We start from the raw sequence: 19,322 nt of genomic DNA, 5'->3' as shown, positions 1-19,322 counted from the left end.
CCACGCATACCGATCCGAAGGTTCATGCGGAGCCGGCCAGCGGCCGGCACTACCGGGCCTTCTCGATCCAGCGTTCAATGCCGCGGCGGTCGCGTGCCTGCAGCAGCTTGGGCGCCATCGCCTGCAGCACCGACAGATCGCTGTCGCGCACCGCACGGCGCACTTCCAGCAGGGTGCCGGGGTGCAGGCTGAATTCCGTCAGCCCCAGCGCCAGCAGCAGACGGGTCATCAGCGGGTCGCCGGCGATCTCGCCGCAGACCGCCACCGGAATGTTGTACGCCTGGCCGGTGCGCAGGATGTGCGCGAGCAGGCGCACTACCGCCGGGTGCAGCGGGGAGTACAGCTCGCCGACCGCCTCGTTGTTGCGGTCGGCGGCAAGCAGGTACTGGACCAGATCGTTGGTGCCGATCGAGAGGAAGTCGACCAGATCGATGAAGCTCTCCAGCGCGATCGCGGCGGCCGGTACTTCGATCATCGCGCCGAACGGGATGTGCTCGGCCACTTCATGGCCTTCGGCGCGCAGCAGTTCGGCCTGCTTGGCCAGGCGCCGGCGGACCGCAAGGATTTCCTCGCGGGTGCTCACCATCGGGATCAGGATGCGCAGCTTGCCGTAGGCCGAGGCGCGCAGGATCGCGCGCAGCTGGGTGTCGGCCACTTTCGGCCGCGCCAGCGACAGGCGGACGCCACGCAGGCCCAGCGCCGGGTTTTCTTCGTTGCTCAGGGTCAGCCCGGTGCGGTCGGCCTTGTCCGCGCCCAGGTCCAGGGTGCGGATGGTGACCGGCCGCCCGCTCATGCCGAGGGCGGCATCGCGGTAGGTCTCGAACTGCTCCTGCTCGTCCGGCAGCTCGTTGCGCTGCAGGAACAGGAATTCGGTGCGGTACAGGCCCAGCCCGTGCGCGCCCAGCGCATGCGCCTGGGTGACGTCTTCGCTGGACTCGGCATTGGCGAGCAGGGCGATATCGACGTTGTCGCGGGTGCGGCTGGGTTTGGTGCGCAGGCGCCCGAGTTCGCGCTGCTCGCGCGCGTGCTCGCGCAGGCGCACGCGGTAGTCGCGCAGGTCCTGTGCCTGGGGGTTGATGGTGACCGTGCCATCGCTGCCGTCCATGATCAGCACGTCGCCGTCGGCCACCTTCTGCAGCACGTTCGGGACGTTGACGATCAACGGCAGGTGCAGGCTGCGCGCCAGGATCGCGCTGTGCGAGAGCGCGCTGCCCCCGGCGGTGACGATGCCGACCACGCCGTGGGCCTGCAGCTGGGCCAGCTCGGAGGGGGCGATGTTGTCGCAGATCAGGATCTCGCCGGCCATGCCTTTGACGTCCGGCGGGCGCTTCTGCAGGAAGGCATGGATGCGCCCGATCACATGGTCCAGATCGTCCATGCGGCTCTTCAGGTAGGCATCGTCCATGCCATCGAAGACCTTGGCCAGGCGGTCGCGCTGCACGCGCAAGGCGTAGCCGGCGCTGTAGGGGCCACTGCGGATCAGTTCGTCCAGGCCGAACAGCAGCTCGGGGTCATCGAGCAGCAGGGCATGCAGATCGAGGAATTCGCCGACCTCCTGGTTGAGCGCGCCATGCAGGCGCTGGCGCAGCTCGTGCATTTCGCCCCGGGCCGCTTCCACGGCCACGTGCAGGCGCTCCAGCTCGGCTTCGATCTTGGCCGGCGCAATGCGCTGCTCGGCCACTTCCAGGGCATGCGGCAGGCGCACCCGGGCACGGCCCAGGGCGTTACCGCGCGAGGCACCGTGGCCGGACAACAGCATCGCCCCGGACGCGGTCCGGGCCGGTGCGGAGGATCCCGATCGCGGCTGCCCCCCCATGCTCAGTTGTCCTCGTCGAAACGCCGCTCGAACAGGGCGACCACCGCGTCCATCGCGGCGGCTTCGTCTTCGCCCTCGATGCGCACGGTGACCGGGGTGCCCTGGCCGGCGGCCAGCAGCATGACGCCCATGATGCTCTTGGCATTGATCTCACGGCCCTTGGCGGCCATGGTCACGTTGCAGCGGAAGGGCGCCAGCTCCTGCACCAGCTTGGCAGTGGCGCGGGCATGCAGGCCCAGGCGGTTGGAAACAGTGAGTTCACGTTCAAGCATCGTCGACAATCGCTCCATTGCGAGTGCCTGCCGCGGCTGTGGCAGGCAGTTGATCCAGTCCCTGTTCCGGATAATTCATCACCCGCATCAACATCGGCAGGCTCAGCGCCGAAACCCGGCGTGCCGGGGTGCCCAGACGAGCCAGTTGCCCGGCCAGATTGCTGGGGCTGGCGCCGTACAGGTCGGTCAGGATCAGCACGCCTTGGCCACTGTCCACCCGGCGCAAAGCGGCCGAGGCGAGCGGGAGCAGGACGTCCATATCTGCGTCGAACGGTACTTCGAAAGCTTCGGTCTTCAGCGGCAGGTGCCGCAGCAGACGGGTCGCCACGTCCAGCAGGGCCGTGCCGACACCGGGATGAGTTACGAGGAGAATGCCACAGGTCATTCCCGAACGTTAACAGGTCAACATGAATTGGCGATAGCACGCGTGAAAGACTGCTGTGTTCCGCGGTTCAGCGTGTCGATGACCTGTCCCCGCCCGGAGCAGGACAAGGCAACGCGGTGCCGTCGCTTCGTGGGCCGGGCGGGCATGGCGCCACGCCCGATCCCCCGGGCTGCCGGCCACTGCCGGCAATCCCGTTTTCAGTCCAGTTCGCGGTGGAAGGTGGCCACTTCGGGCCAGCCCTGATCGCGGGCATGGCGGGCCATGCGCTCGGCCATGTACACCGAGCGATGCTTGCCGCCGGTGCAGCCGAAGGCGACGGTCACATAGCTGCGGGTGTCATTGCCCAGCCGCGGCAGCCAGGTGTCGAGGAAATCGACCAGCTGGCCCGCATAGCGCTGCACATCGGGTTGTTCGTCCAGATGCTCGCGCACCCCGGCATCGCGGCCGGACAGCGGGCGCAGCTCCGGATCCCAATGCGGATTGGGCAGCACGCGCACGTCGAACACGAAGTCCGCTTCGGCCGGCACGCCGCGCTTGTAGGCGAACGATTCGAACAGCAGCGAGAGTTTGTTGCCATGGGCCAGCGCGAACTCGGTCACCACCTTGCGGCGCAGCTGGTGCACGTTGAGATGGCTGGTATCGATCACCGCATCGGCGGCGGCGCGCAGCGGCGCGGTGAGTTCGCGCTCGCGGGCGATCGCTTCGGGCAGCGACAGCCCGAGCTGGCTCAGCGGATGTCGGCGACGGGTGTCGGCGTAGCGCTTGAGCAGGGTTTCATCGGTGGCATCGAAGAACAGCAGCTGCGCATCCAGGCCGGCCGCCTTGGCATCCTCGCGCCAGTGCGAGAGCTGGGTCAGGTCACTCTGCGCACGCACGTCGATGCCGACCGCCAGCCGGCGCGGGGCCTCGCGGCCGGGATCGCCGAGCAGGCTGCGCACGAAATCCGGCAGCAGGTCGATCGGCAGGTTGTCCGAGCAGTAGTAATCGAGGTCTTCGAAGGTCTTCAGCGCGACCGTCTTGCCGGACCCGGACAGCCCACTGACGATGATCAGGGTGGCGGCGGTCGGGGCGGAGGCGGGGGCGGGTGTGGTCATGGCGTGCGGCGTTCCAACATGTTGCTGTGGCGGGCGATGAACATCGCGGCCGGGTCGATGCCCTTGGTCCGCAGGATGTGCAGGCGCGTGGCGGCTTCGGTCAGCACGGCCAGGTTGCGGCCGGGCATCACCGGCAGGGTGATCAGCGGCACATCCAGGTCCAGCACGTGGCGGGTACCCGAGTCGCCGGTGAGGCGTTCATAGCCGTAGGGGGTGGGCTCGGTCATCGGCTTGGTCAGGTGGACGATCAGCCGAAGGTACTTGTTCTTCTTTACCGCCGTGTCACCGAACATCTCGCGCACGTTGAGCACGCCCAGGCCGCGGACTTCCAGCAGGTCCTGCAGCAGCTCCGGGCAGGTGCCGTCGAGCACGTCCGGGGCGATCTGGGTGAACTCAGGGGCATCGTCGGCGACCAGGCGGTGGCCGCGGCTGAGCAGCTCCAGCGCCAGCTCGCTCTTGCCCGAGCCGGCTTCACCGGTGATCAGTACGCCGATGGAGTAGATCTCCATGAACACGCCATGCAGGATCACCCGCGGCGCCAGCGTGCGCGCCAGGTGGTAGGACAGGTGGTTGAGCAGTTCGTGGCCGCGCTTGGGCGAAATCCACAGCGGGGTCTGCGATTCGTCCGCGGCCGCGCGCAGGTCCTCCGGGCAGGACTGGTTGCGGGTGATCACCAGCGCCAGCGGATGGGACTGCATGATCCGCTCGATGGTCTCCCAGCGTTGGCGTGAGTCCAGCGAGTCCAGCCAGGACAGTTCCTCGGTGCCCAGGATCTGCACCTTGTTGGGGTAGATCGCGTTGAGGTAGCCGGCCAGCGAAGGACGACGGGAGACCTTATTGCCGGCCTCCAGCTCACGGCGCTCGCCCTGCTGGCCGGCGACCCAGCGCAGGCTCAGGCGGTCACGCTGCTGTTCGAACAGTTCGCGCGCGGTGATGCTGGTATTCATGCGGCACTCGCCGGCGGGGGGAATTCGATGACCCGACGCAGCTCGTCGCCGTCGCGCGCTTCGCGCAGCGCCTGGCGGATGGCCGGTTCGGAGAACAGCTCGGCCAGCTCGGAGAGCAGCATCAGGTGTTGATGGGTGTAGTGCGCAGGCACGGCAATCGCGAAGACCAGGTCGACCGGTTCATCGCCGCCGAATTCCACCGGCGATTCCAGCCGCAGCAGGGCGCCGCGGGGGCGTTCAAGCAGGGGGGCGCGGCCGTGGGGAATGGCGATGCCGTGGCCGATCGCGGTGCTGCCCAGCGTCTCGCGCTGGCACAGGTTCTGGTACAGCAGCTCGGCGTTGGCTTCGCGGCAGGCCAGCAGGCGGGCTGCGGCCTTCAGCACGCTGTCGCGATCGGCGGCCGGCAGCACTTGCGTGCGGACGGCCGCCAGAAGATCAGTCAGAGGCATGTCGGGGTGGAAACGAGGGCATCAGCCCTCATTGTCGCCCACCGGCAGCGGTTGCGGTGCGTGCTGCTGCTTTTTCTCTTTGTGCTTGATGACCAGGCGGTCAAGCTTGTCGGCCAGGATGTCGATCGCGGCGTACATGGTGGGGCCGCTGGCGTCCGCGTGCAGAGTCTGCCCGGGAACATTCACACTCGCATCGGCATGGTGCTCCGGCTTGCGGATCGACAGTTGCACGCGAACCTCGCAGTGCTGGTCGAAGTGCTTCCTCAGCCGTTCCAGCTTGGTCTCCACGTACTCGTTCAGAGCCGGGGTGATCTCAAGGTGGTCCTTGCCAAACGTCTCGATGTGCATCGGGTTTCTCCTTTGTTCGGATGTGCCAATGAACCTTCCCGCCGGGCGCGGTGGAGCGTCAGACGATTCTTACCCTTTCGTGCGAGGCGGAAATGTTCATGGCTTCACGATACTTCGCCACGGTGCGTCGCGCCACCGGTATTCCCGAGGTTTTGAGCAGGTCAGCCAGCTTGGCGTCAGAAAGCGGCTTACGCGGGTTCTCGTCATCGATCAGCCGGCGCAGCATGGCCTGGATGGCGGTGCTGGACGCTTCGCCGCCACTGTCGGTATCGATGCCGGAGGCGAAGAACGCGCGCAGCGGCAGGGTGCCGCGCGGGGTGCGCACGTACTTGCGGGCGATCGCGCGTGAAATGGTGGATTCGTGCAGGCCGAGCTCGCCGGCCACTTCACGCAGGGTCAGTGGGCGCAGCGCCTGTTCGCCGAACTCCAGGAACGCGGCCTGCTGGTCGAGCAGGCAGCGCATCACCCGCAGCAGGGTCTCGCCGCGGGCCTCCAGCCCCTTGAGCAGCCAGCGTGCCTCCTGCAGGTGGGCGCGCATGTAGCCGGCGTCGGCCTCGCCGCAGCGGCGGATCAGCTGCTCGTAGCCGCGGTGGATGACCACTCTGGGCCCGGCGTGGCCGGCCAGGGCGGCGCGCCAGACGCCGTTCTGGCGCCAGACCACACAGTCCGGCACCACGTAGCTGTCGTGGGAGAGCTCGCCGATCTGGGTACCCGGGCGCGGGTCCAGCGAGCGCAGCAGCTGCACCGCGACCTCCACCTCGGCCAGTGGCTCGCGCAGCTCGTGGGCGATGCCGGCCACGCCGCTGCGGGGCAGGCGCTCCAGCGGGCCATCGGCGATGCGCCGGGCCAGGGCCAGGCCCGGGGTCTGCGCGGGCAGTACCAGCAGCTGCAGGTCCAGGCATTCACCCAGGGAGCGCGCACCGACCCCGACCGGGTCGAAGCGCTGGATCTGGTGCAGCACGGTCAGGATTTCAGCCTCATCGGCCTGGATGGTCGGGAGCAGGGTTTCGGCGATGGTCGCCAGGGGCTCGCGCAGGTAACCGTCTTCTTCGAAGGCATCGATCAGGGCCGCGCCAATGCTGCGGTCGCGGGCCGACAGGTGCGACAGGTGCAGCTGCCAGAGCAGGTGGTCGGCCAGCGATTCGGTCTCGGCCACGCGTTCGGCGGCGCTGCCGTTGTCGTCATCGTCGAAGGAGCCGCCGCTGCTGCCGCTGGTCCAGTCGCCTTCGCCGGGTGACCAGTCGTCGCTGGCCGAGACCTGGTGCTCGCCATCGGCGTGGGTATCGGTGGGGGCGGGCGGGGGCGTGTCCTCGCCAGGACTGGCCTCGAGCGCCGGTTCAGCGTTCTCGGCCCAGTCCAGCAGCGGGTTGGTCTCCACCGCTTCGTTGATTTCCAGCTCGAGCTCGGCGCTGGACATCTGCAACAGCTTGATCGCCTGACGCAGCTGCGGCGTCATGACCAGGTGTTGCCCCATCGATGTCTGCAGCCGTGCTTTCATGCCTGTGCCGAACGGAAGGAAGGCGTTGCGGCGGCCGCTGGATCAGAGCTTGAAGGTGTCCCCAAGGTAGACGCGGCGGACGTCGGCGTTGGCCAGGATCTCGTCCGGCGCGCCCTGTGCCAGCACGCTGCCCTCGTTGAGGATATACGCGCGGTCGCAGATTCCCAAGGTTTCGCGGACATTGTGGTCGGTGATCAGCACCCCGATCCCGCGCTGCTTGAGGTGGGTGACGATGCGCTGGATTTCACCGACCGAGATCGGGTCGACACCGGCGAATGGTTCATCGAGCAGGATCAGGCGCGGTTTGGCGGCCAGCGCGCGGGCGATTTCACAACGGCGGCGCTCACCACCGGAGAGGCTCGCACCGAGCTGGTCGGCCACGTGGTTGATCTGCAGCTCGTCCAGCAGGCTGGCCAGTTCCTTTTCGCGGCCGGCCTTGTCCAGGTCCTCGCGCAGTTCCAGCACCAGGCGCAGGTTGTCGGCCACGGTCAGCTTGCGGAACACCGAGGGTTCCTGCGGCAGGTAGCCTACGCCCTGCTTGGCGCGGGTGTACATCGGGTCGCTGGTGATGTCCTTGCCGTCCAGCACGATGCTGCCGGCATCGGTCTCGACCAGGCCGACGATCATGTAGAAGCAGGTGGTCTTGCCGGCACCGTTGGGGCCGAGCAGGCCGACCACTTCACCGGCCTCCAGGGTCAGCCCGAAATCCTTGACGACTTCACGCTGCTTGTAGCGCTTGCGCAGGCCTTTGGCGACGAGCATTACTTCTTGCTCCCGGCGGCGGGCGGAGTGGCCGGCTTGGCCGCGGGCGTGGCCGGCTTGGCAGCCGGGGTGGCCGGTGCGGCGCCCTTGTTCTTGGGCTGGATGACCGTGCGCACGCGGGTGCCGTCGCCACCGCTCTGCATGTTGCCGGTGCGGGTGTTGTACGTCATCTTCTGGCCGCTGTTGGTGCCGCGCGGCGACTCGACCTTGTAGTTGCCGGTGAGGATGATCACTTCGCTGTTGACGTTGTAGTCCATGTTGTCGGCCCAGGCATTCATCTTGGAGCCGTCATCCATTTCCTGTTCCAGTGTGGCCTGCTTGCCGGTCAGCACGACGCGTTCGATATCGCCGTTCTTGCGGAACAGATCGGCGTTGGCGGCGTGGATCACCAGGCTGCCCTGGGTGATCACCACGTTGCCGGTGAACGTGCACTTGCCCGCATCGTCGGTCAGGTTGCAATCGTTGCTGTTGGATTCCAGGTTCATCGGCTGGTTGCGGTCGGACGACTTGGCCAGCGCCACGCCGGGCAGCAGCAGGGCGAGCAGCGCGAGCTTAGCGGGCAGCGTTCGGTTCATAGCGGGTCTTGACCTGTGAAAGGAGTTTGTACTGCCGGGTTTTCATGTCGGCTTCGAAGCCGACACCTGTCTGCGACAGGCCCGGGCGGGTCATGGTGACCCGGGCATCGGTCTTGGCACGGTTCTCTTTCGGGAACACGTCCAGATGATCGGTGCGGAAGGTGGTGGGCGGTGCACCGGCAACCTTGGGGCTGTCGCCGCTGACGTTGCCGATGAGCTTGAGCTGGTCGCCCTTGGCGCTGACCCAGCCACTGTCGCCACGCATTTCCCAGTGGTTGCCGTCCTGGTCGGGCAGCAGGAACACGGGCGTGGTCAGGGTCATCGTTTCATCGCTGCGCGCACGCTCCAGCAGCGGGGCGCGCAGGGTGGTGGATTCCTTGCCCTGTTCGTCCAGCGCCACGATCTGGAAATCATGCAGCACGTAATCCTTGGTGGCATCCTCGCCCTCGGCCGCGGGGGCCTTGTCGCGATGGTGCAGGGCCAGCCAGCCGGTCAGCAGTGCGGCGACCAGCAGCAGGCCACCGATGGCGGTACGCACGTTCATGCGCCGAACCTCGCCAGCACCGCATCCACATGGCCCTGGGCGGCCAACAGCACGTCGCACAGCTCACGCGCCGCGCCCTTGCCGCCATCGCTGCGGGTCTGCCAGTGCACCCGCTCGGCGATCCACGGGTGGGCATTGGCCGGCGCGACCGCCAGGCCGACCGCGCACAGCGGGCCGAGATCGGGCAGGTCGTCACCCATGAAGGCCACCTGGTCCAGGCCGATGCCGTGCTGCTCGCACAGCGCCTTGACGCTGGCCAGCTTGTCGCCAACCGCGATCTGGGTATCGATGCCCAGGTCCGCCCCACGCTTGAGCGCGGATTGGCTGTTGCGCGCGGTGATCAGCACCGGGTGGATACCGTGGTGTTGCAGCAGTTTCAGGCCGAGTCCGTCCTGCACGTAATACGCCTTGCTCTCGTTGCCGTCCTTGTCGTAGTAGAGCCGACCGTCGGTGAGCGTGCCGTCCACGTCGAAGCAGGCCAGCCGGATACGGCCGGCAGCGGCATGCAGGTGGGACGGGAAACCGGGCAACGGGGAGTAGGGCATCGTCTGGGGGCAGCTCAGCTGAATGGAGGAAGGCAACTGTGGTTTAAACCACCCGGGCCCGCAACAGGTCATGAATGTTGAGCGCGCCGACCAGGTGGCCTTCGGCATCGACCACCATCAAGCCATTGATCTTGTGGGCTTCCATCAGCTGCGCCGCTTCGGCCGCGAGCTGATCGGCCCCGATGGTGCGCGGGCCGCGGGTCATCACATCGGCGATCCGCGCGCTGCGCACGTCCAGCTCGGTATCCAGCGCGCGGCGCAGGTCGCCGTCGGTGAACAGGCCGATCAGACGGTTGTCGGCATCCACTACCGCGGTCATGCCCAGCCGCTTGCGGCTCATCTCCACCAGGGCTTCGCTGAGGCTGGCGCCGACGTCCACGCGCGGCAGCTCATCGCCGCTGTGCATGACATCGGTGATGTGCAGCAGCAGGCGGCGGCCCAGGCTGCCGGCCGGGTGGGAGCGGGCGAAGTCGTCGGCGGTGAAGCCGCGGGCATCGAGCAGGGCCACGGCCAGCGCATCGCCCATCGCCAGCGAGGCGGTGGTGCTGGAGGTCGGGGCCAGCGCCAGCGGGCAGGCCTCGGCCGGCACGCTGACATCCAGGTGAACGTCGGCGGCGGTGGCCAGGCTGGACTGCGGGCGGCCGGTCATCGCGATCAGGCGGTTGCCCTGGCGCTTGAGCACCGGCAGCAGCATCAGCAGCTCATCGGACTCGCCCGAATAGGACAGCGCCAGCACCACGTCGGCCTCGGTGATCATGCCCAGATCGCCGTGGCCGGCTTCACCGGGGTGCACGTAGAAGGCCGGGGTGCCGGTCGAAGCCAGCGTGGCGGCGATCTTGCGGGCGACATGGCCGGACTTGCCCATGCCGGTGGCGACCACGCGGCCCTTGCTCTTTAGGACCAGCTGGCAGGCCTGGCTGAACGCTTCGCCCAGCCGCTCGGCGACCGCGCCCAGCGCATCGCGCTCGATCTCGAACACGCGGCGGCCGCTGGCGACCAGTGCCGCAGCGTCGGCCGGATGGGGAAGTTGGGGCGAGACAGCCATGCGAGCGCCACGTGGAAGAGTAGAATGAGCGCTCATTTTATTAGGAAAGCCCGTTGGACGCCGAGACCATCCGCAATCTGATCGAAACCGGCCTGCCTGGCGCCCGCGCGGACGTGCAGGGTGACGACGGCGTGCACTTCGAGGCCACCGTGGTCTGCGACGCCTTTGCCGGCAAAATGCCGCTGGCGCGTCACCGCATGGTCTACGCGACCCTGGGCGATCTGATGGGCGGGGCGATTCATGCGCTGGCGCTGAAGACCGTCACCCCGGGCGAAGCGGGTTAGTCCGCGGACCGATTAGATCAGCCGACCAATCAGATCAGCCGACCAACGGTCGGCTCTACCTCAATTCAAGTAGATTCCATGGCCAAGATCGTAGTGACCGGCGGCAAGCCGCTGCACGGTGAAGTGAACATTTCCGGCGCCAAGAACGCTGTCCTCCCCATCCTGTGCGCGACGCTGCTGGCCGATGCGCCGGTGGAGATCACCAACGTGCCGCACCTGCACGACGTGGTCACCACCGTGAAGCTGCTCGGTGAGCTGGGCGCCAAGGTCACCATCGACCAGGGCACCCTCTCGCGCGGCAGCGCGATCGTGGTCGACCCGCGCTCGGTCAATCAGCACGTGGCCCCGTACGAGCTGGTCAAGACCATGCGCGCCTCGATCCTGGTGCTCGGCCCGCTGCTGGCCCGCTTCGGTGCGGCTGAAGTGTCGCTGCCGGGCGGCTGCGCGATCGGTTCGCGTCCGGTCGACCAGCACATCAAGGGCCTGCAGGCCCTGGGGGCGGAGATCACCGTCGAGAACGGCTTCATCAAGGCGCAGGCCAAGCGTCTGAAGGGTGCGCATTTCACCTTCGACATGGTCAGCGTCACCGGCACCGAGAACGTGCTGATGGCCGCCGTGCTGGCCGAAGGCACCACCGTGCTGGACAACGCCGCAATGGAGCCGGAAGTCACCGATCTGGCGCACTGCCTGATCGCGCTCGGCGCGAAGATCGAAGGCCTGGGCACTGCCCGCCTGGTGATCGAAGGCGTGGAGACGCTGTCCGGTGGCCGTCATGAGGTGCTGCCCGACCGCATCGAAACCGGCACCTTCCTGGTCGCCGCGGCGATGACCGGCGGCAAGGTCACGGTCAATCGTGCCCGCCCGAACACCATGGATGCGGTGCTGGCCAAGCTGGTGGAGGCCGGTGCGCACATCGAGACCACCGAAGACAGCATCACCCTGGACATGGGCGGCAAGCGCCCGCGCGCGGTCAACCTGACCACCGCGCCGTACCCGGCGTTCCCGACCGACATGCAGGCGCAGTTCATGGCGCTCAACTGCGTGGCCGACGGCGTGGGCGTGATCAACGAAACGATCTTCGAAAACCGTTTCATGCACGTCAACGAGCTGCTGCGCCTGGGCGCGGACATCCAGGTCGAAGGCCATACCGCGATCGTGCGCGGTGCCGAGCAGCTGAGCGGCGCGCCGGTGATGGCGACCGATCTGCGCGCGTCGGCCTCGCTGATCCTGGCTGGCCTGATGGCCGAGGGTGACACCACCATCGACCGCATCTACCACCTGGACCGCGGCTACGAGAACATCGAAGAGAAGCTGTCCTCGCTGGGCGCCACCATCCGGCGTATCGCCGCATGATCCTGCGCGGCCGGTTCACCCGCCGCCGCAAGGCGCTGCTGGTGCTGGTACTGATCGTGCTGGCGTGGCTGGGCTACGCCTGGTACGCCGGCATCGCGATCACCCAGGGCATCCAGCAGGAAGACATGGACTGGAACGCGGACGGCACGGTCAGCCGTACCGAAGTGTTCCAGTCGTTCTATGCGGTCGGCGTGGACAAGAGTGTCGACGGCAACCGGCAGTGCAGCACCTACTACTGGCGCGACACGCGGCAGCAGATCCGGGTGGACTGCAAGACGGTGTTCGGCGAGGCCAGGCCGGAATGAAAAAACGCCCGCGAAAGCGGGCGTTTTTCTTGGTCAGTTCATCCCTTTGATCGTCAGATCCAGCGCATCCTTGCCGCTCTCACGCTGCAGCAGACGCGCCGGCACCGGGAACTCCGGCACGATCCAGGCGATCAGCTCCTTGTTGCCGTCCACGCGCGAGACCTTGGTCGCGTCGTAGGACTTGCCCGCCACGGTGATCTTTTCCTTGCCGACCACCTTGTAGGACATCGGCTTGATCCGGCCTTCGTCCACCATGCGGTAGTTCAGCGGCTTGCCGGCGGCCAGATCACGCGCGATCGCCAGGTTGATCAGCAGGGCATCCATGTCGCCGGGCTTGAGCGCCACCGGACCACGGCGGTCCGGCTTGACGTCGCCGGTCCAGGTGGCCTGGTTGCTGTTCCAGTTGTAGTTGGCATCGACATTGCGCTTCTTGACCAGCAGCACCGAGCGGTCGTTGCTGGTCAGCGGGCGCAGGCGGCCGTTGGCCTCTTCGAACACGGTGGTCTGGCTGAGATCGGCCAGCTGGTTCTTCACGTTCAGGCTGTAGCGCCACTTGTTGGCGCCTTCACTGGCCAGGGTCATGGTGCCGTTGGCCTGCATGCCCATGTAGCTGGCCTGGTAATCGGCCTTGAACGGCTGCAGCGCCATGGCCGGCAGGCTCACCACGGCAAGGGCGCCGGCGGCGATCCAGGTCAGCGGACGGTTCAGTGTGGTCATGCTCAGACTCCTTGGTATTCGATCAGGCGCAGATCAATCCGATCTTCGCCGTCTTCGCGTTGCAGGATGCGGACCGGCGTGGGGACACCGTTGGCGATCCAGAGGATGGTTTCGTCATTGCCGCCGTTGGTGCGATACACCCGCAGCGCGTTGTAGGACAGATCGCCGACGGGCACGTTCTCGGTGTCCGGTGCGGCCTGGTAGTCGTGCTGGCGGACGCGGCCCACGTCCACGTAGCGGTAATGCATCTGCCCGCCGGGACGCGCATCGCGCATGATCGCCAGGTTCAGCAGCAGCGCGCTCTGGTCGCCGGGCTGCAGCGGGATCGGCTGGCGGCGTTCCTTCTTCAGATCGCCCAGCCATTGGGCGGTACCGGCCTGCCAGTCATAGGTGCCGGTGACCTTCTTGCCCAGGAACAGGCCCTTGCGGACCGTGCTCTGGCTCAACGGCACATAGGTCCCGTTGCGGTTCTCGAACACCGTGCTCTGCTCCAGGTTCAAGCCGAGCACGCTGGCGAAACCGCTGCGGCCGACCACCTGCATGTCCACGCGCCACTGGTCACCGCCGGTGTGGGTGACACGCATGGTGGCATCGCCGGCCTGCTTGCCCTTGTAGAGGGCCTGGTAGGTGGCGGTGAACGGCTGCAGCGGCGGCGCTTCCCAGCTCATGGCAGGCAGCGCGGGCAGCGGTGGCGTGGCCGTCTCCTGCGCGTGGGCAAGGGCGGCGGTGCACAGCAGGGATGCCATCAGCAGCACGGGCTTGAACAAAGGCGTTCTCATGCGGGCCGGTCGGTGGAGGAGGGGAAAGAATGCCAGCGCCGGGATCAGCGGCGTGTGTGCGCGGCGCTTATCGGTTCAGCTGTCCGGCGCAATCTAGGCGCAGCGGGCTAAACAGGGGGTGACCATCGAGCTGGAGCTGACCTGCCTGTTCAGTTACGCGGCCGCTGACCAGCAGCGCGAGGCTGGCGATCAGCAGCGGATGCTCCACGGCCAGCACCCGCAGGGCCAGGGCGTCGGCGGTGTCGCCGGCCTGCACCGGCACCCGGGCCTGGGCCAGCACCGTGCCGGCATCCAGTTCGGGCACCACGAAGTGCACGCTGGCGCCATGCTCGGCATCGCCGGCCTCCAGTGCGCGCGCATGCGTGTGCAGGCCCTTGTAGAGCGGCAGCAGCGAGGGATGGATGTTGACCAGGCGGCCATCGAACCGGGCCACGAAGGCCGGGCCGAGGATGCGCATGTAACCGGCGCAGACGATCCAGTCCGGCGCGAAGGCGTCCAGCGCATCGGCCATCGCCGCATCGAAGGCGGCGCGGTCCGGGAAGTCCTTGGGCGAACGTGCCCAGCGCTGATCCGGGCTCACCTTGAGCAGGGCCGAGGCTTCGGGCTTGTCCGAGAGCACGGCCACGACCTGCGCATCCAACCGCTGCGCGGCGATGGCATCGAGGATGGCCTGCAGATTACTGCCCCGGCCGGAGGCAAGGACGGCGATACGGCTGCTCATGCGGTTGGGAAGGCCGCCTTGACCGCGGGGCGCGACAGCACCACCAGGGTGAACACGCCCAGCGCGGTACCGAATGGCATGAAGATGCAGGCGATGCCGGCCACCACCATGCACAGCAGGTAACGCCGGTGCTGCGCCAGGCAGCGCCCGGCATAGGCCATGTAACCGGCCAGCACCAGCCCGGCAACGCAGCCCAGCCCGCCGATCAGCACGAACACCCACCCAAGCAGGCGCGGATCGAACGGCGGCGGCGCCTCACCGGGCGCCAGCGGCGCCGGCGCGGCGAAGATCACCGCCACGCCCATCAGCAGGTAGATCAGCGGGAACAGCGAGAACAGGGCGGTCAGACCGGCCAACACATAGTGGAAGACCGACAGCAACTGCAGCTGCGAGGTGTCGCCCGCCGTGGCCGGCAGGGACGGCGCCGCTGCGGTGGGCAGCGACGGCGGTTGAGCGGCGGCCTCCGGGCGGGGCTCCATGACCGGGTTCAGCCGATCTTGACGCGTTCGGCGCCGTCGGCGCGGGTCACTTCACCGATGGTCCAGTGGTCCAGGCCCTGCGCGGCCACCGCGGCACCGACCGAGGCGGCGTCGCTGGCGGCCACGATCAGCACGAAGCCGATGCCGCAGTTGAAGGTGCGCCACATCTCGCTGTCGGCCACGGCGCCTTCCTTCTGCAGCCACTGGAACACCGGCGGCAGGGTCCAGGCGTCGGCCTTGATGTCCAGGCCCAGGCCGTCGGGCACCACGCGGATGATGTTCTCGGTCAGGCCGCCACCGGTGATGTGGGCCATGCCGTGGATCGCCGCGCCGTGGGTCTTGAGCAGCGCCAGGATCGGCTTGACGTACAGGCGGGTCGGCGCCATCAGCGCATCGACCAGCTTGACCCCGCCGTCCAGCTCCAGATCGGCTGGCTGACCGGCGCGGTCATAGATGCGGCGCACCAGCGAGTAGCCGTTGGAATGCGGGCCGGAGGAGGCGATGCCGATCAGCACGTCGCCGGCGGCCACGCTGGCGCCGTCCTTCATTTCGCTCTTCTCGACGCCGGCGACGGTGAAGCCGGCCAGGTCGTACTCGCCCGGGGCATACATGTCGGGCATTTCAGCGGTCTCACCGCCGATCAGCGCGCAACCGGCCTCGGTGCAGCCGTTGGCGATGCCGCCCACGACCGCCGCAGCGGTGTCGATGTCCAGCTTGCCGGTGGCGAAATAATCCAGGAAGAACAGCGGCTCGGCACCCTGGACCAACACGTCGTTCACGCACATCGCGACCAGATCGATGCCGATCGTGTCGTGGCGGCCCAGCTGTTGTGCGAGCTTCAGCTTGGTGCCCACGCCGTCCGTGCCCGAGACCAGGACCGGCTCGCGGTACTTGTTGGAGAGGTCGAACAGGGCGCCGAAGCCACCCAGTCCGCCCATGACTTCCGGGCGGAAACTGCGCTTCACCAGCGGCTTGATGCGCTCGACCAGCTCATTGCCCGCGTCGATATCGACACCGGCGTCGCGGTAGGTCAGGGGAGAGGGATTGGACGGGGAATTGGTCACGGGCGTCGGCGCTGCGCTGGGGTGAAAGCGCGATTTTAACAGGCCACGTTGGCGCGCAGGCCCTATTCGGGCAACAATTCCCCCCGGATACGCTCAATGGAAGTCCTGATGCGCCGCAGCCTCTTTTTCATGATGTTCCTCGCGTTGTGCCTGCCGGTGGCCTCGATGGCCCAGAGCGGCCTGCGCACCGAAGGCGATGTGGCCAGTGCCAGTGGCGCTTACGAGGCCGAGGTCCCGGTCAACAGCCAGGCCGATTCGGACCGCAACGGTGCCCTGGCCAGGGCGCTGGGCAATGTGCTGGCCAAACTCTCGGGCGACCGCAGCGTGATGAGCCGCCCCGGCGTGATGCAGGCCCTGCGCAATGCCAAGGATTACGTGGCCAGCTATGACTACCGCCAGGACCAGAGCACCTCGGCCGGTGGCGCGCCGAGCTACCGCACCATCCTGGTGGCGCGCTTCCGCGAGGATGACGTCGATGGGCTGATCTCTGCCCTCGGGCTGCCGCTGTGGCCGCAGCCCCGCCCGAAGCCGGTGATCTGGCTGGCCATCGATGATGGCTCCGGCCCGCGCCTGGTGACCGTCCAGCAGGCCAATGCGGCCCGCCCGCTGCTCAACCGCGCCATCGAGCGCGGCTACAAGCTGGGCCTGCCCTCGGGCAGCGCCGCCGAGCAGGCACTGGTCGGCGCGATCTGGCGCCAGGACACGGCCGCCGTGGCGCGGGCCTCCGCGCGCTATGCCCCACCGATGCAGCTGATCGGCAAGCTCTACCGCGATGGCAGCGGCTGGGTGGCGGACTGGGTGTTCGTTGATGGCGGCAAAGAACTGAACAAGTGGACCACCAAGGACAGCGACGCCCGCCGTGCGATGGCCAGCGGTGCCGACGGCGCCGCGGATGCGCTGGTGCGCCGCTACGCCAAGGCCGGGGCCGCCACCGGCGCCGCCGGGACCTACACGATCGTGGTGCTGGGCCTGAACAGTGCCGAGGATTACATGCGCCTGGCCGCCGGCCTGCGCGAGACGGCCGTGGTCCGCAACGTCACCCCGGTGCGCGCCTCGGGCGATCGCCTGGAGCTGTCGCTGGAACTGACCACCGGCCTGGCCGGCCTGAACCGCATGCTCGGCGACAACGGCGTGATCGCGCCGACCGCGCCGCTGGGACTGCCGGTGCCGATCGATGAAACCAACCCCTCGGCCCTGCCGCCGCCGCCCAGCAACGAGTACCGCCTGCGATGATCCTCACCCCCGAAGCGGAAATCGCGCAGTTCCTCAGGCGGTTGAAATACGTCCTGGTGGCGCTCGCCGCCGGCTGGGTGATCTGGCTGCTTGGCCCGATCCTGACCCCGTTCGTGCTGGCCCTGGCGTTGGCGTGGCTGGGTGACCCGCTGGTCGACCGGATCGAGGCTACCGGTCGCTCGCGCAACACCGGCGTGGTGCTGGTGTTCGTGGCGATGATCCTGTTGATCATCGCCGCCTTGCTGATCCTGGTGCCGATGATCGAGCGCCAGGTCGCCACCCTGGTGGCGGCGATCCCGCAGGCCCAGCAGTGGCTGATGGAAAAAGGCATCCCGTGGTTCGAGCAGAAAACCGGGCTGGAGATCATGCAGTGGATGGACCCGGATCGCCTGATCGAATGGGTGCGCAGCCACTGGCAGCAGGCCGGCGGCTTCGCCAAGACCTTCTTTGGCTACGTGCAGCGCTCGGGGTTCACGATGGTGACCTGGGTGGTCAACATCCTGCTGCTGCCGATCCTGGCGTTCTACTTCCTGCGCGACTGGGACAAGCTGGTCGAGCGCGTGGCCTCGATGATTCCGCGCAACCATGTCGGCACCATCACCAAGCTGGCGCGTGAGTCGGACGAAGTGCTCGGTGCGTTCATCCGCGGCCAGTTCCTGGTGATGATCGCGCTGGGCGTGGTGTACGCCGCCGGCCTGTCGCTGGTCGGCCTGAAGCTGGGCCTGTTGATCGGCCTGGTGGCCGGCCTGATCAGCTTCATCCCGTACCTCGGCGCGACCACCGGCATCGTCATGGCGGTTGCGGCGGCGCTGGTGCAGGCGCAGGGCTTCGATCTGAAGCTGCTGATCCTGGTCGGCGTCGTGTTCACCGTGGGCCAGCTGCTGGAAAGCTACGTGCTGACCCCGCGCATCGTCGGCGACAAGATCGGCCTGCACCCGGTGGCGGTGATTTTCGCGGTGATGGCCGGTGGCCAGCTGTTCGGCTTCCTCGGCATGCTGCTGGCCCTGCCGGTGGCGGCGGTCAGCAACGTGCTGCTGCGTTATGCACATCAGCGCTATCGCCAGAGCGATCTGTACGCCGGTGAGAAATCGGCGATCGTGCTCGATGCCTACGTCGACAAGCCCGAGATCGTGATCGTCGGCACCCCGAAGGGGCCGGACGCACAGTGAGTGTCGTTCCGCAGTTGCCGCTTGCCCTGCGCTACCCGCAGGACGAGCGGTTGGAGACCTTCATCGGTGCGCCGGATGGCGCGCTGGCGCAGCTGCGCGCCATTGCCGTGGGCGCCGCGCACGACTGGGTGTATCTGGAGGGCGCGCCGGGCACCGGCAAGACCCATCAGGCGCTGGCGATGTGCTCGCTGGCCGAACAGGCCGGCCGCCAGCCGACCTATCTGCCGCTGAAGGCGGTGGTGGGGCGTACGCGCGCCGCGCTGGAATCACTGGAAGGCCGCGACCTGGTCGCGCTGGATGGGCTGGATGCCGTGGCCGGGCAGCGCGAAGACGAAGTGGCGCTGTTCGATTTCCACAACCGTGCGCGCGCGGCGGGCATCACCCTGCTGTACACCGCGCAGCACGCGCCGGATCAACTTGGGCTGGTGTTGCCGGACCTGCGCTCACGCCTGCAGCAATGCGTGCGCGTGGTGCTGCAGCCGCTGGATGACGAAGGCCGCGCGGCGGTGCTGCGCGAGCGCGCGGCGCGACGTGGCCTGGCGATCGATGAAGCGGCGATCGAATGGTTGCTGACCCGTACCGGCCGCGAGCTGGGCAGCCTGGTCAGTCTGTTGGATTGGCTGGACCGCGAATCGCTGGCGGCGCAGCGCCGCATCACCGTGCCGTTCCTGCGCCAGGTCCTGGAAGACGGCCCACACCTGTTGTAGAGCCGACCGTTGGTCGGCTGCTCAGGAGACGGCCCCACCGTGTAGAGCCGACCGTTGGTCGGCTGCTCAGGAGACGGCCCCCGCCGTGTAGAGCCGACCGTTGGTCGGCTGCTCAGGAGACGGCCCCCGCCGTGTAGAGCCGACCGTTGGTCGGCTGCTCAGGAGACGGCCCCACCGTGTAGAGCCGACCGTTGGTCGGCTGCTCAGGAGACGGCCCCCGCCGTGTAGAGC

Annotated in this window: 24 protein-coding genes; 6 read left to right on the top strand and 18 right to left on the bottom strand. The window is 67.7% G+C overall.

Going from position 1 to position 19,322, the window contains the following annotated elements:
* Positions 1-49 precede the first annotated feature (49 nt).
* The 13 genes from ptsP to ABE483_RS18425 all read right to left on the bottom strand — a co-directional run bounded on the left by ptsP (position 50) and on the right by ABE483_RS18425 (position 10,280).
* Positions 50-1,759, bottom strand: a complete 1,710-nt coding sequence (ptsP, locus tag ABE483_RS18485; RefSeq protein ID WP_313212877.1) for a phosphoenolpyruvate--protein phosphotransferase — start codon at positions 1,757-1,759, stop codon at positions 50-52.
* A 59-nt stretch (positions 1,760-1,818) separates the two neighbouring features.
* Positions 1,819-2,088 (bottom strand): HPr family phosphocarrier protein, encoded by a 270-nt coding sequence (locus ABE483_RS18480; RefSeq protein WP_088432826.1) that lies wholly within the window; start codon positions 2,086-2,088, stop codon positions 1,819-1,821.
* Positions 2,081-2,473, bottom strand: a complete 393-nt coding sequence (locus ABE483_RS18475; RefSeq protein ID WP_019185401.1) for a PTS sugar transporter subunit IIA — start codon at positions 2,471-2,473, stop codon at positions 2,081-2,083. Before ABE483_RS18475 ends, ABE483_RS18480 begins: the two co-directional genes overlap by 8 nt.
* Positions 2,474-2,670: 197 nt before the next feature.
* Positions 2,671-3,567: an RNase adapter RapZ gene (gene rapZ / locus ABE483_RS18470; RefSeq protein ID WP_183073811.1), complete on the bottom strand. Its 897-nt coding sequence runs from the start codon at positions 3,565-3,567 to the stop codon at positions 2,671-2,673.
* On the bottom strand, positions 3,564-4,514 hold the full coding sequence (gene hprK, locus ABE483_RS18465) for an HPr(Ser) kinase/phosphatase (RefSeq protein ID WP_019185403.1): 951 nt from the start codon (positions 4,512-4,514) through the stop codon (positions 3,564-3,566). Before hprK ends, rapZ begins: the two co-directional genes overlap by 4 nt.
* Positions 4,511-4,963: a PTS sugar transporter subunit IIA gene (locus ABE483_RS18460; protein ID WP_121043141.1), complete on the bottom strand. Its 453-nt coding sequence runs from the start codon at positions 4,961-4,963 to the stop codon at positions 4,511-4,513. Before ABE483_RS18460 ends, hprK begins: the two co-directional genes overlap by 4 nt.
* A gap of 21 nt (positions 4,964-4,984) precedes the next feature.
* A complete protein-coding gene (gene raiA, locus ABE483_RS18455; RefSeq protein ID WP_046274055.1) occupies positions 4,985-5,311 on the bottom strand; it encodes a ribosome-associated translation inhibitor RaiA in 327 nt (108 codons plus the stop codon).
* Positions 5,312-5,369: 58 nt separating this feature from the next.
* On the bottom strand, positions 5,370-6,809 hold the full coding sequence (locus ABE483_RS18450; RefSeq protein ID WP_313212885.1) for an RNA polymerase factor sigma-54: 1,440 nt from the start codon (positions 6,807-6,809) through the stop codon (positions 5,370-5,372).
* A gap of 42 nt (positions 6,810-6,851) precedes the next feature.
* Positions 6,852-7,571 (bottom strand): LPS export ABC transporter ATP-binding protein, encoded by a 720-nt coding sequence (lptB, locus tag ABE483_RS18445; protein ID WP_019185407.1) that lies wholly within the window; start codon positions 7,569-7,571, stop codon positions 6,852-6,854.
* Entirely contained in the window at positions 7,571-8,146 is a 576-nt protein-coding gene (lptA, locus tag ABE483_RS18440; RefSeq protein ID WP_313212888.1) for a lipopolysaccharide transport periplasmic protein LptA, read from the bottom strand. The genes lptB and lptA overlap by 1 nt, the downstream gene beginning before the upstream one ends.
* Positions 8,124-8,690, bottom strand: coding sequence for an LPS export ABC transporter periplasmic protein LptC (gene lptC / locus ABE483_RS18435; RefSeq protein WP_121043149.1), 567 nt, complete (start codon positions 8,688-8,690; stop codon positions 8,124-8,126). Before lptC ends, lptA begins: the two co-directional genes overlap by 23 nt.
* Positions 8,687-9,235 (bottom strand): HAD hydrolase family protein, encoded by a 549-nt coding sequence (locus ABE483_RS18430; RefSeq protein ID WP_123728563.1) that lies wholly within the window; start codon positions 9,233-9,235, stop codon positions 8,687-8,689. Before ABE483_RS18430 ends, lptC begins: the two co-directional genes overlap by 4 nt.
* 43 nt (positions 9,236-9,278) lie before the next feature.
* Positions 9,279-10,280 carry a KpsF/GutQ family sugar-phosphate isomerase gene (locus ABE483_RS18425; protein ID WP_346482158.1) on the bottom strand — a complete coding sequence of 334 codons (1,002 nt, stop codon included), beginning with the start codon at positions 10,278-10,280 and terminating at the stop codon, positions 9,279-9,281.
* Between the two features lie 53 nt (positions 10,281-10,333).
* Between ABE483_RS18425 and ABE483_RS18420 the strand changes: the two genes are divergently transcribed.
* The 3 genes from ABE483_RS18420 to ABE483_RS18410 all read left to right on the top strand — a co-directional run bounded on the left by ABE483_RS18420 (position 10,334) and on the right by ABE483_RS18410 (position 12,222).
* The gene (locus tag ABE483_RS18420; protein WP_313212896.1) at positions 10,334-10,564 is read left to right on the top strand and encodes a BolA family protein; all 231 of its coding nucleotides are present in this window, start codon (positions 10,334-10,336) and stop codon (positions 10,562-10,564) included.
* Between the two features lie 78 nt (positions 10,565-10,642).
* On the top strand, positions 10,643-11,917 hold the full coding sequence (murA, locus tag ABE483_RS18415) for a UDP-N-acetylglucosamine 1-carboxyvinyltransferase (protein WP_313217454.1): 1,275 nt from the start codon (positions 10,643-10,645) through the stop codon (positions 11,915-11,917).
* Complete coding sequence (locus ABE483_RS18410; protein WP_313212589.1) at positions 11,914-12,222, top strand: EF-hand domain-containing protein; 309 nt, start codon at positions 11,914-11,916, stop codon at positions 12,220-12,222. The genes murA and ABE483_RS18410 overlap by 4 nt, the downstream gene beginning before the upstream one ends.
* Positions 12,223-12,255: 33 nt before the next feature.
* Here ABE483_RS18410 and ABE483_RS18405 read toward each other — a convergent pair whose 3' ends face one another.
* The 5 genes from ABE483_RS18405 to purM form a co-directional block, all read right to left on the bottom strand.
* Positions 12,256-12,939 (bottom strand): DUF3108 domain-containing protein, encoded by a 684-nt coding sequence (locus ABE483_RS18405; RefSeq protein WP_313212590.1) that lies wholly within the window; start codon positions 12,937-12,939, stop codon positions 12,256-12,258.
* A gap of 2 nt (positions 12,940-12,941) precedes the next feature.
* Positions 12,942-13,685, bottom strand: a complete 744-nt coding sequence (locus ABE483_RS18400; protein ID WP_313212610.1) for a DUF3108 domain-containing protein — start codon at positions 13,683-13,685, stop codon at positions 12,942-12,944.
* 100 nt (positions 13,686-13,785) lie between these two features.
* Positions 13,786-14,439 (bottom strand): phosphoribosylglycinamide formyltransferase, encoded by a 654-nt coding sequence (gene purN / locus ABE483_RS18395; RefSeq protein WP_313212591.1) that lies wholly within the window; start codon positions 14,437-14,439, stop codon positions 13,786-13,788.
* Entirely contained in the window at positions 14,436-14,918 is a 483-nt protein-coding gene (locus tag ABE483_RS18390) for a hypothetical protein (protein WP_346482157.1), read from the bottom strand. The genes purN and ABE483_RS18390 overlap by 4 nt, the downstream gene beginning before the upstream one ends.
* A gap of 8 nt (positions 14,919-14,926) precedes the next feature.
* Positions 14,927-15,952, bottom strand: coding sequence for a phosphoribosylformylglycinamidine cyclo-ligase (purM, locus tag ABE483_RS18385; protein ID WP_313212611.1), 1,026 nt, complete (start codon positions 15,950-15,952; stop codon positions 14,927-14,929).
* Between the two features lie 138 nt (positions 15,953-16,090).
* Between purM and ABE483_RS18380 the strand changes: the two genes are divergently transcribed.
* From ABE483_RS18380 to hda, 3 genes are read left to right on the top strand one after another with little or no spacing between them, the layout of a single operon-like run.
* Positions 16,091-17,215, top strand: a complete 1,125-nt coding sequence (locus tag ABE483_RS18380) for a DUF2066 domain-containing protein (protein WP_346482156.1) — start codon at positions 16,091-16,093, stop codon at positions 17,213-17,215.
* Entirely contained in the window at positions 17,212-18,384 is a 1,173-nt protein-coding gene (locus tag ABE483_RS18375) for an AI-2E family transporter (RefSeq protein WP_346482155.1), read from the top strand. The genes ABE483_RS18380 and ABE483_RS18375 overlap by 4 nt, the downstream gene beginning before the upstream one ends.
* The gene (hda, locus tag ABE483_RS18370; protein ID WP_019185422.1) at positions 18,381-19,091 is read left to right on the top strand and encodes a DnaA regulatory inactivator Hda; all 711 of its coding nucleotides are present in this window, start codon (positions 18,381-18,383) and stop codon (positions 19,089-19,091) included. The genes ABE483_RS18375 and hda overlap by 4 nt, the downstream gene beginning before the upstream one ends.
* Positions 19,092-19,322: the final 231 nt, after the last annotated feature.

It is taken from the genome of Stenotrophomonas sp. TWI602, from assembly GCF_039674045.1.
Taxonomy (GTDB): Bacteria; Pseudomonadota; Gammaproteobacteria; order Xanthomonadales; family Xanthomonadaceae; genus Stenotrophomonas.
This window is presented reverse-complemented; position numbering and strand designations above follow the sequence as displayed.

What these genes read in the sequence shown, in the direction of transcription:
- ptsP (WP_313212877.1), bottom strand. Translation starts at nt 1,759, where the DNA reads ATGCTGTTGTCCGGCCACGGTGCCTCGCGCGGTAACGCCCTGGGCCGT.
- ABE483_RS18480 (WP_088432826.1), bottom strand. Translation starts at nt 2,088, where the DNA reads ATGCTTGAACGTGAACTCACTGTTTCCAACCGCCTGGGCCTGCATGCC.
- ABE483_RS18475 (WP_019185401.1), bottom strand. Translation starts at nt 2,473, where the DNA reads ATGACCTGTGGCATTCTCCTCGTAACTCATCCCGGTGTCGGCACGGCC.
- rapZ (WP_183073811.1), bottom strand. Translation starts at nt 3,567, where the DNA reads ATGACCACACCCGCCCCCGCCTCCGCCCCGACCGCCGCCACCCTGATC.
- hprK (WP_019185403.1), bottom strand. Translation starts at nt 4,514, where the DNA reads ATGAATACCAGCATCACCGCGCGCGAACTGTTCGAACAGCAGCGTGAC.
- ABE483_RS18460 (WP_121043141.1), bottom strand. Translation starts at nt 4,963, where the DNA reads ATGCCTCTGACTGATCTTCTGGCGGCCGTCCGCACGCAAGTGCTGCCG.
- raiA (WP_046274055.1), bottom strand. Translation starts at nt 5,311, where the DNA reads ATGCACATCGAGACGTTTGGCAAGGACCACCTTGAGATCACCCCGGCT.
- ABE483_RS18450 (WP_313212885.1), bottom strand. Translation starts at nt 6,809, where the DNA reads ATGAAAGCACGGCTGCAGACATCGATGGGGCAACACCTGGTCATGACG.
- lptB (WP_019185407.1), bottom strand. Translation starts at nt 7,571, where the DNA reads ATGCTCGTCGCCAAAGGCCTGCGCAAGCGCTACAAGCAGCGTGAAGTC.
- lptA (WP_313212888.1), bottom strand. Translation starts at nt 8,146, where the DNA reads ATGAACCGAACGCTGCCCGCTAAGCTCGCGCTGCTCGCCCTGCTGCTG.
- lptC (WP_121043149.1), bottom strand. Translation starts at nt 8,690, where the DNA reads ATGAACGTGCGTACCGCCATCGGTGGCCTGCTGCTGGTCGCCGCACTG.
- ABE483_RS18430 (WP_123728563.1), bottom strand. Translation starts at nt 9,235, where the DNA reads ATGCCCTACTCCCCGTTGCCCGGTTTCCCGTCCCACCTGCATGCCGCT.
- ABE483_RS18425 (WP_346482158.1), bottom strand. Translation starts at nt 10,280, where the DNA reads ATGGCTGTCTCGCCCCAACTTCCCCATCCGGCCGACGCTGCGGCACTG.
- murA (WP_313217454.1), top strand. Translation starts at nt 10,643, where the DNA reads ATGGCCAAGATCGTAGTGACCGGCGGCAAGCCGCTGCACGGTGAAGTG.
- ABE483_RS18410 (WP_313212589.1), top strand. Translation starts at nt 11,914, where the DNA reads ATGATCCTGCGCGGCCGGTTCACCCGCCGCCGCAAGGCGCTGCTGGTG.
- ABE483_RS18405 (WP_313212590.1), bottom strand. Translation starts at nt 12,939, where the DNA reads ATGACCACACTGAACCGTCCGCTGACCTGGATCGCCGCCGGCGCCCTT.
- ABE483_RS18400 (WP_313212610.1), bottom strand. Translation starts at nt 13,685, where the DNA reads ATGGCATCCCTGCTGTGCACCGCCGCCCTTGCCCACGCGCAGGAGACG.
- purN (WP_313212591.1), bottom strand. Translation starts at nt 14,439, where the DNA reads ATGAGCAGCCGTATCGCCGTCCTTGCCTCCGGCCGGGGCAGTAATCTG.
- ABE483_RS18390 (WP_346482157.1), bottom strand. Translation starts at nt 14,918, where the DNA reads ATGGAGCCCCGCCCGGAGGCCGCCGCTCAACCGCCGTCGCTGCCCACC.
- ABE483_RS18380 (WP_346482156.1), top strand. Translation starts at nt 16,091, where the DNA reads ATGCGCCGCAGCCTCTTTTTCATGATGTTCCTCGCGTTGTGCCTGCCG.
- ABE483_RS18375 (WP_346482155.1), top strand. Translation starts at nt 17,212, where the DNA reads ATGATCCTCACCCCCGAAGCGGAAATCGCGCAGTTCCTCAGGCGGTTG.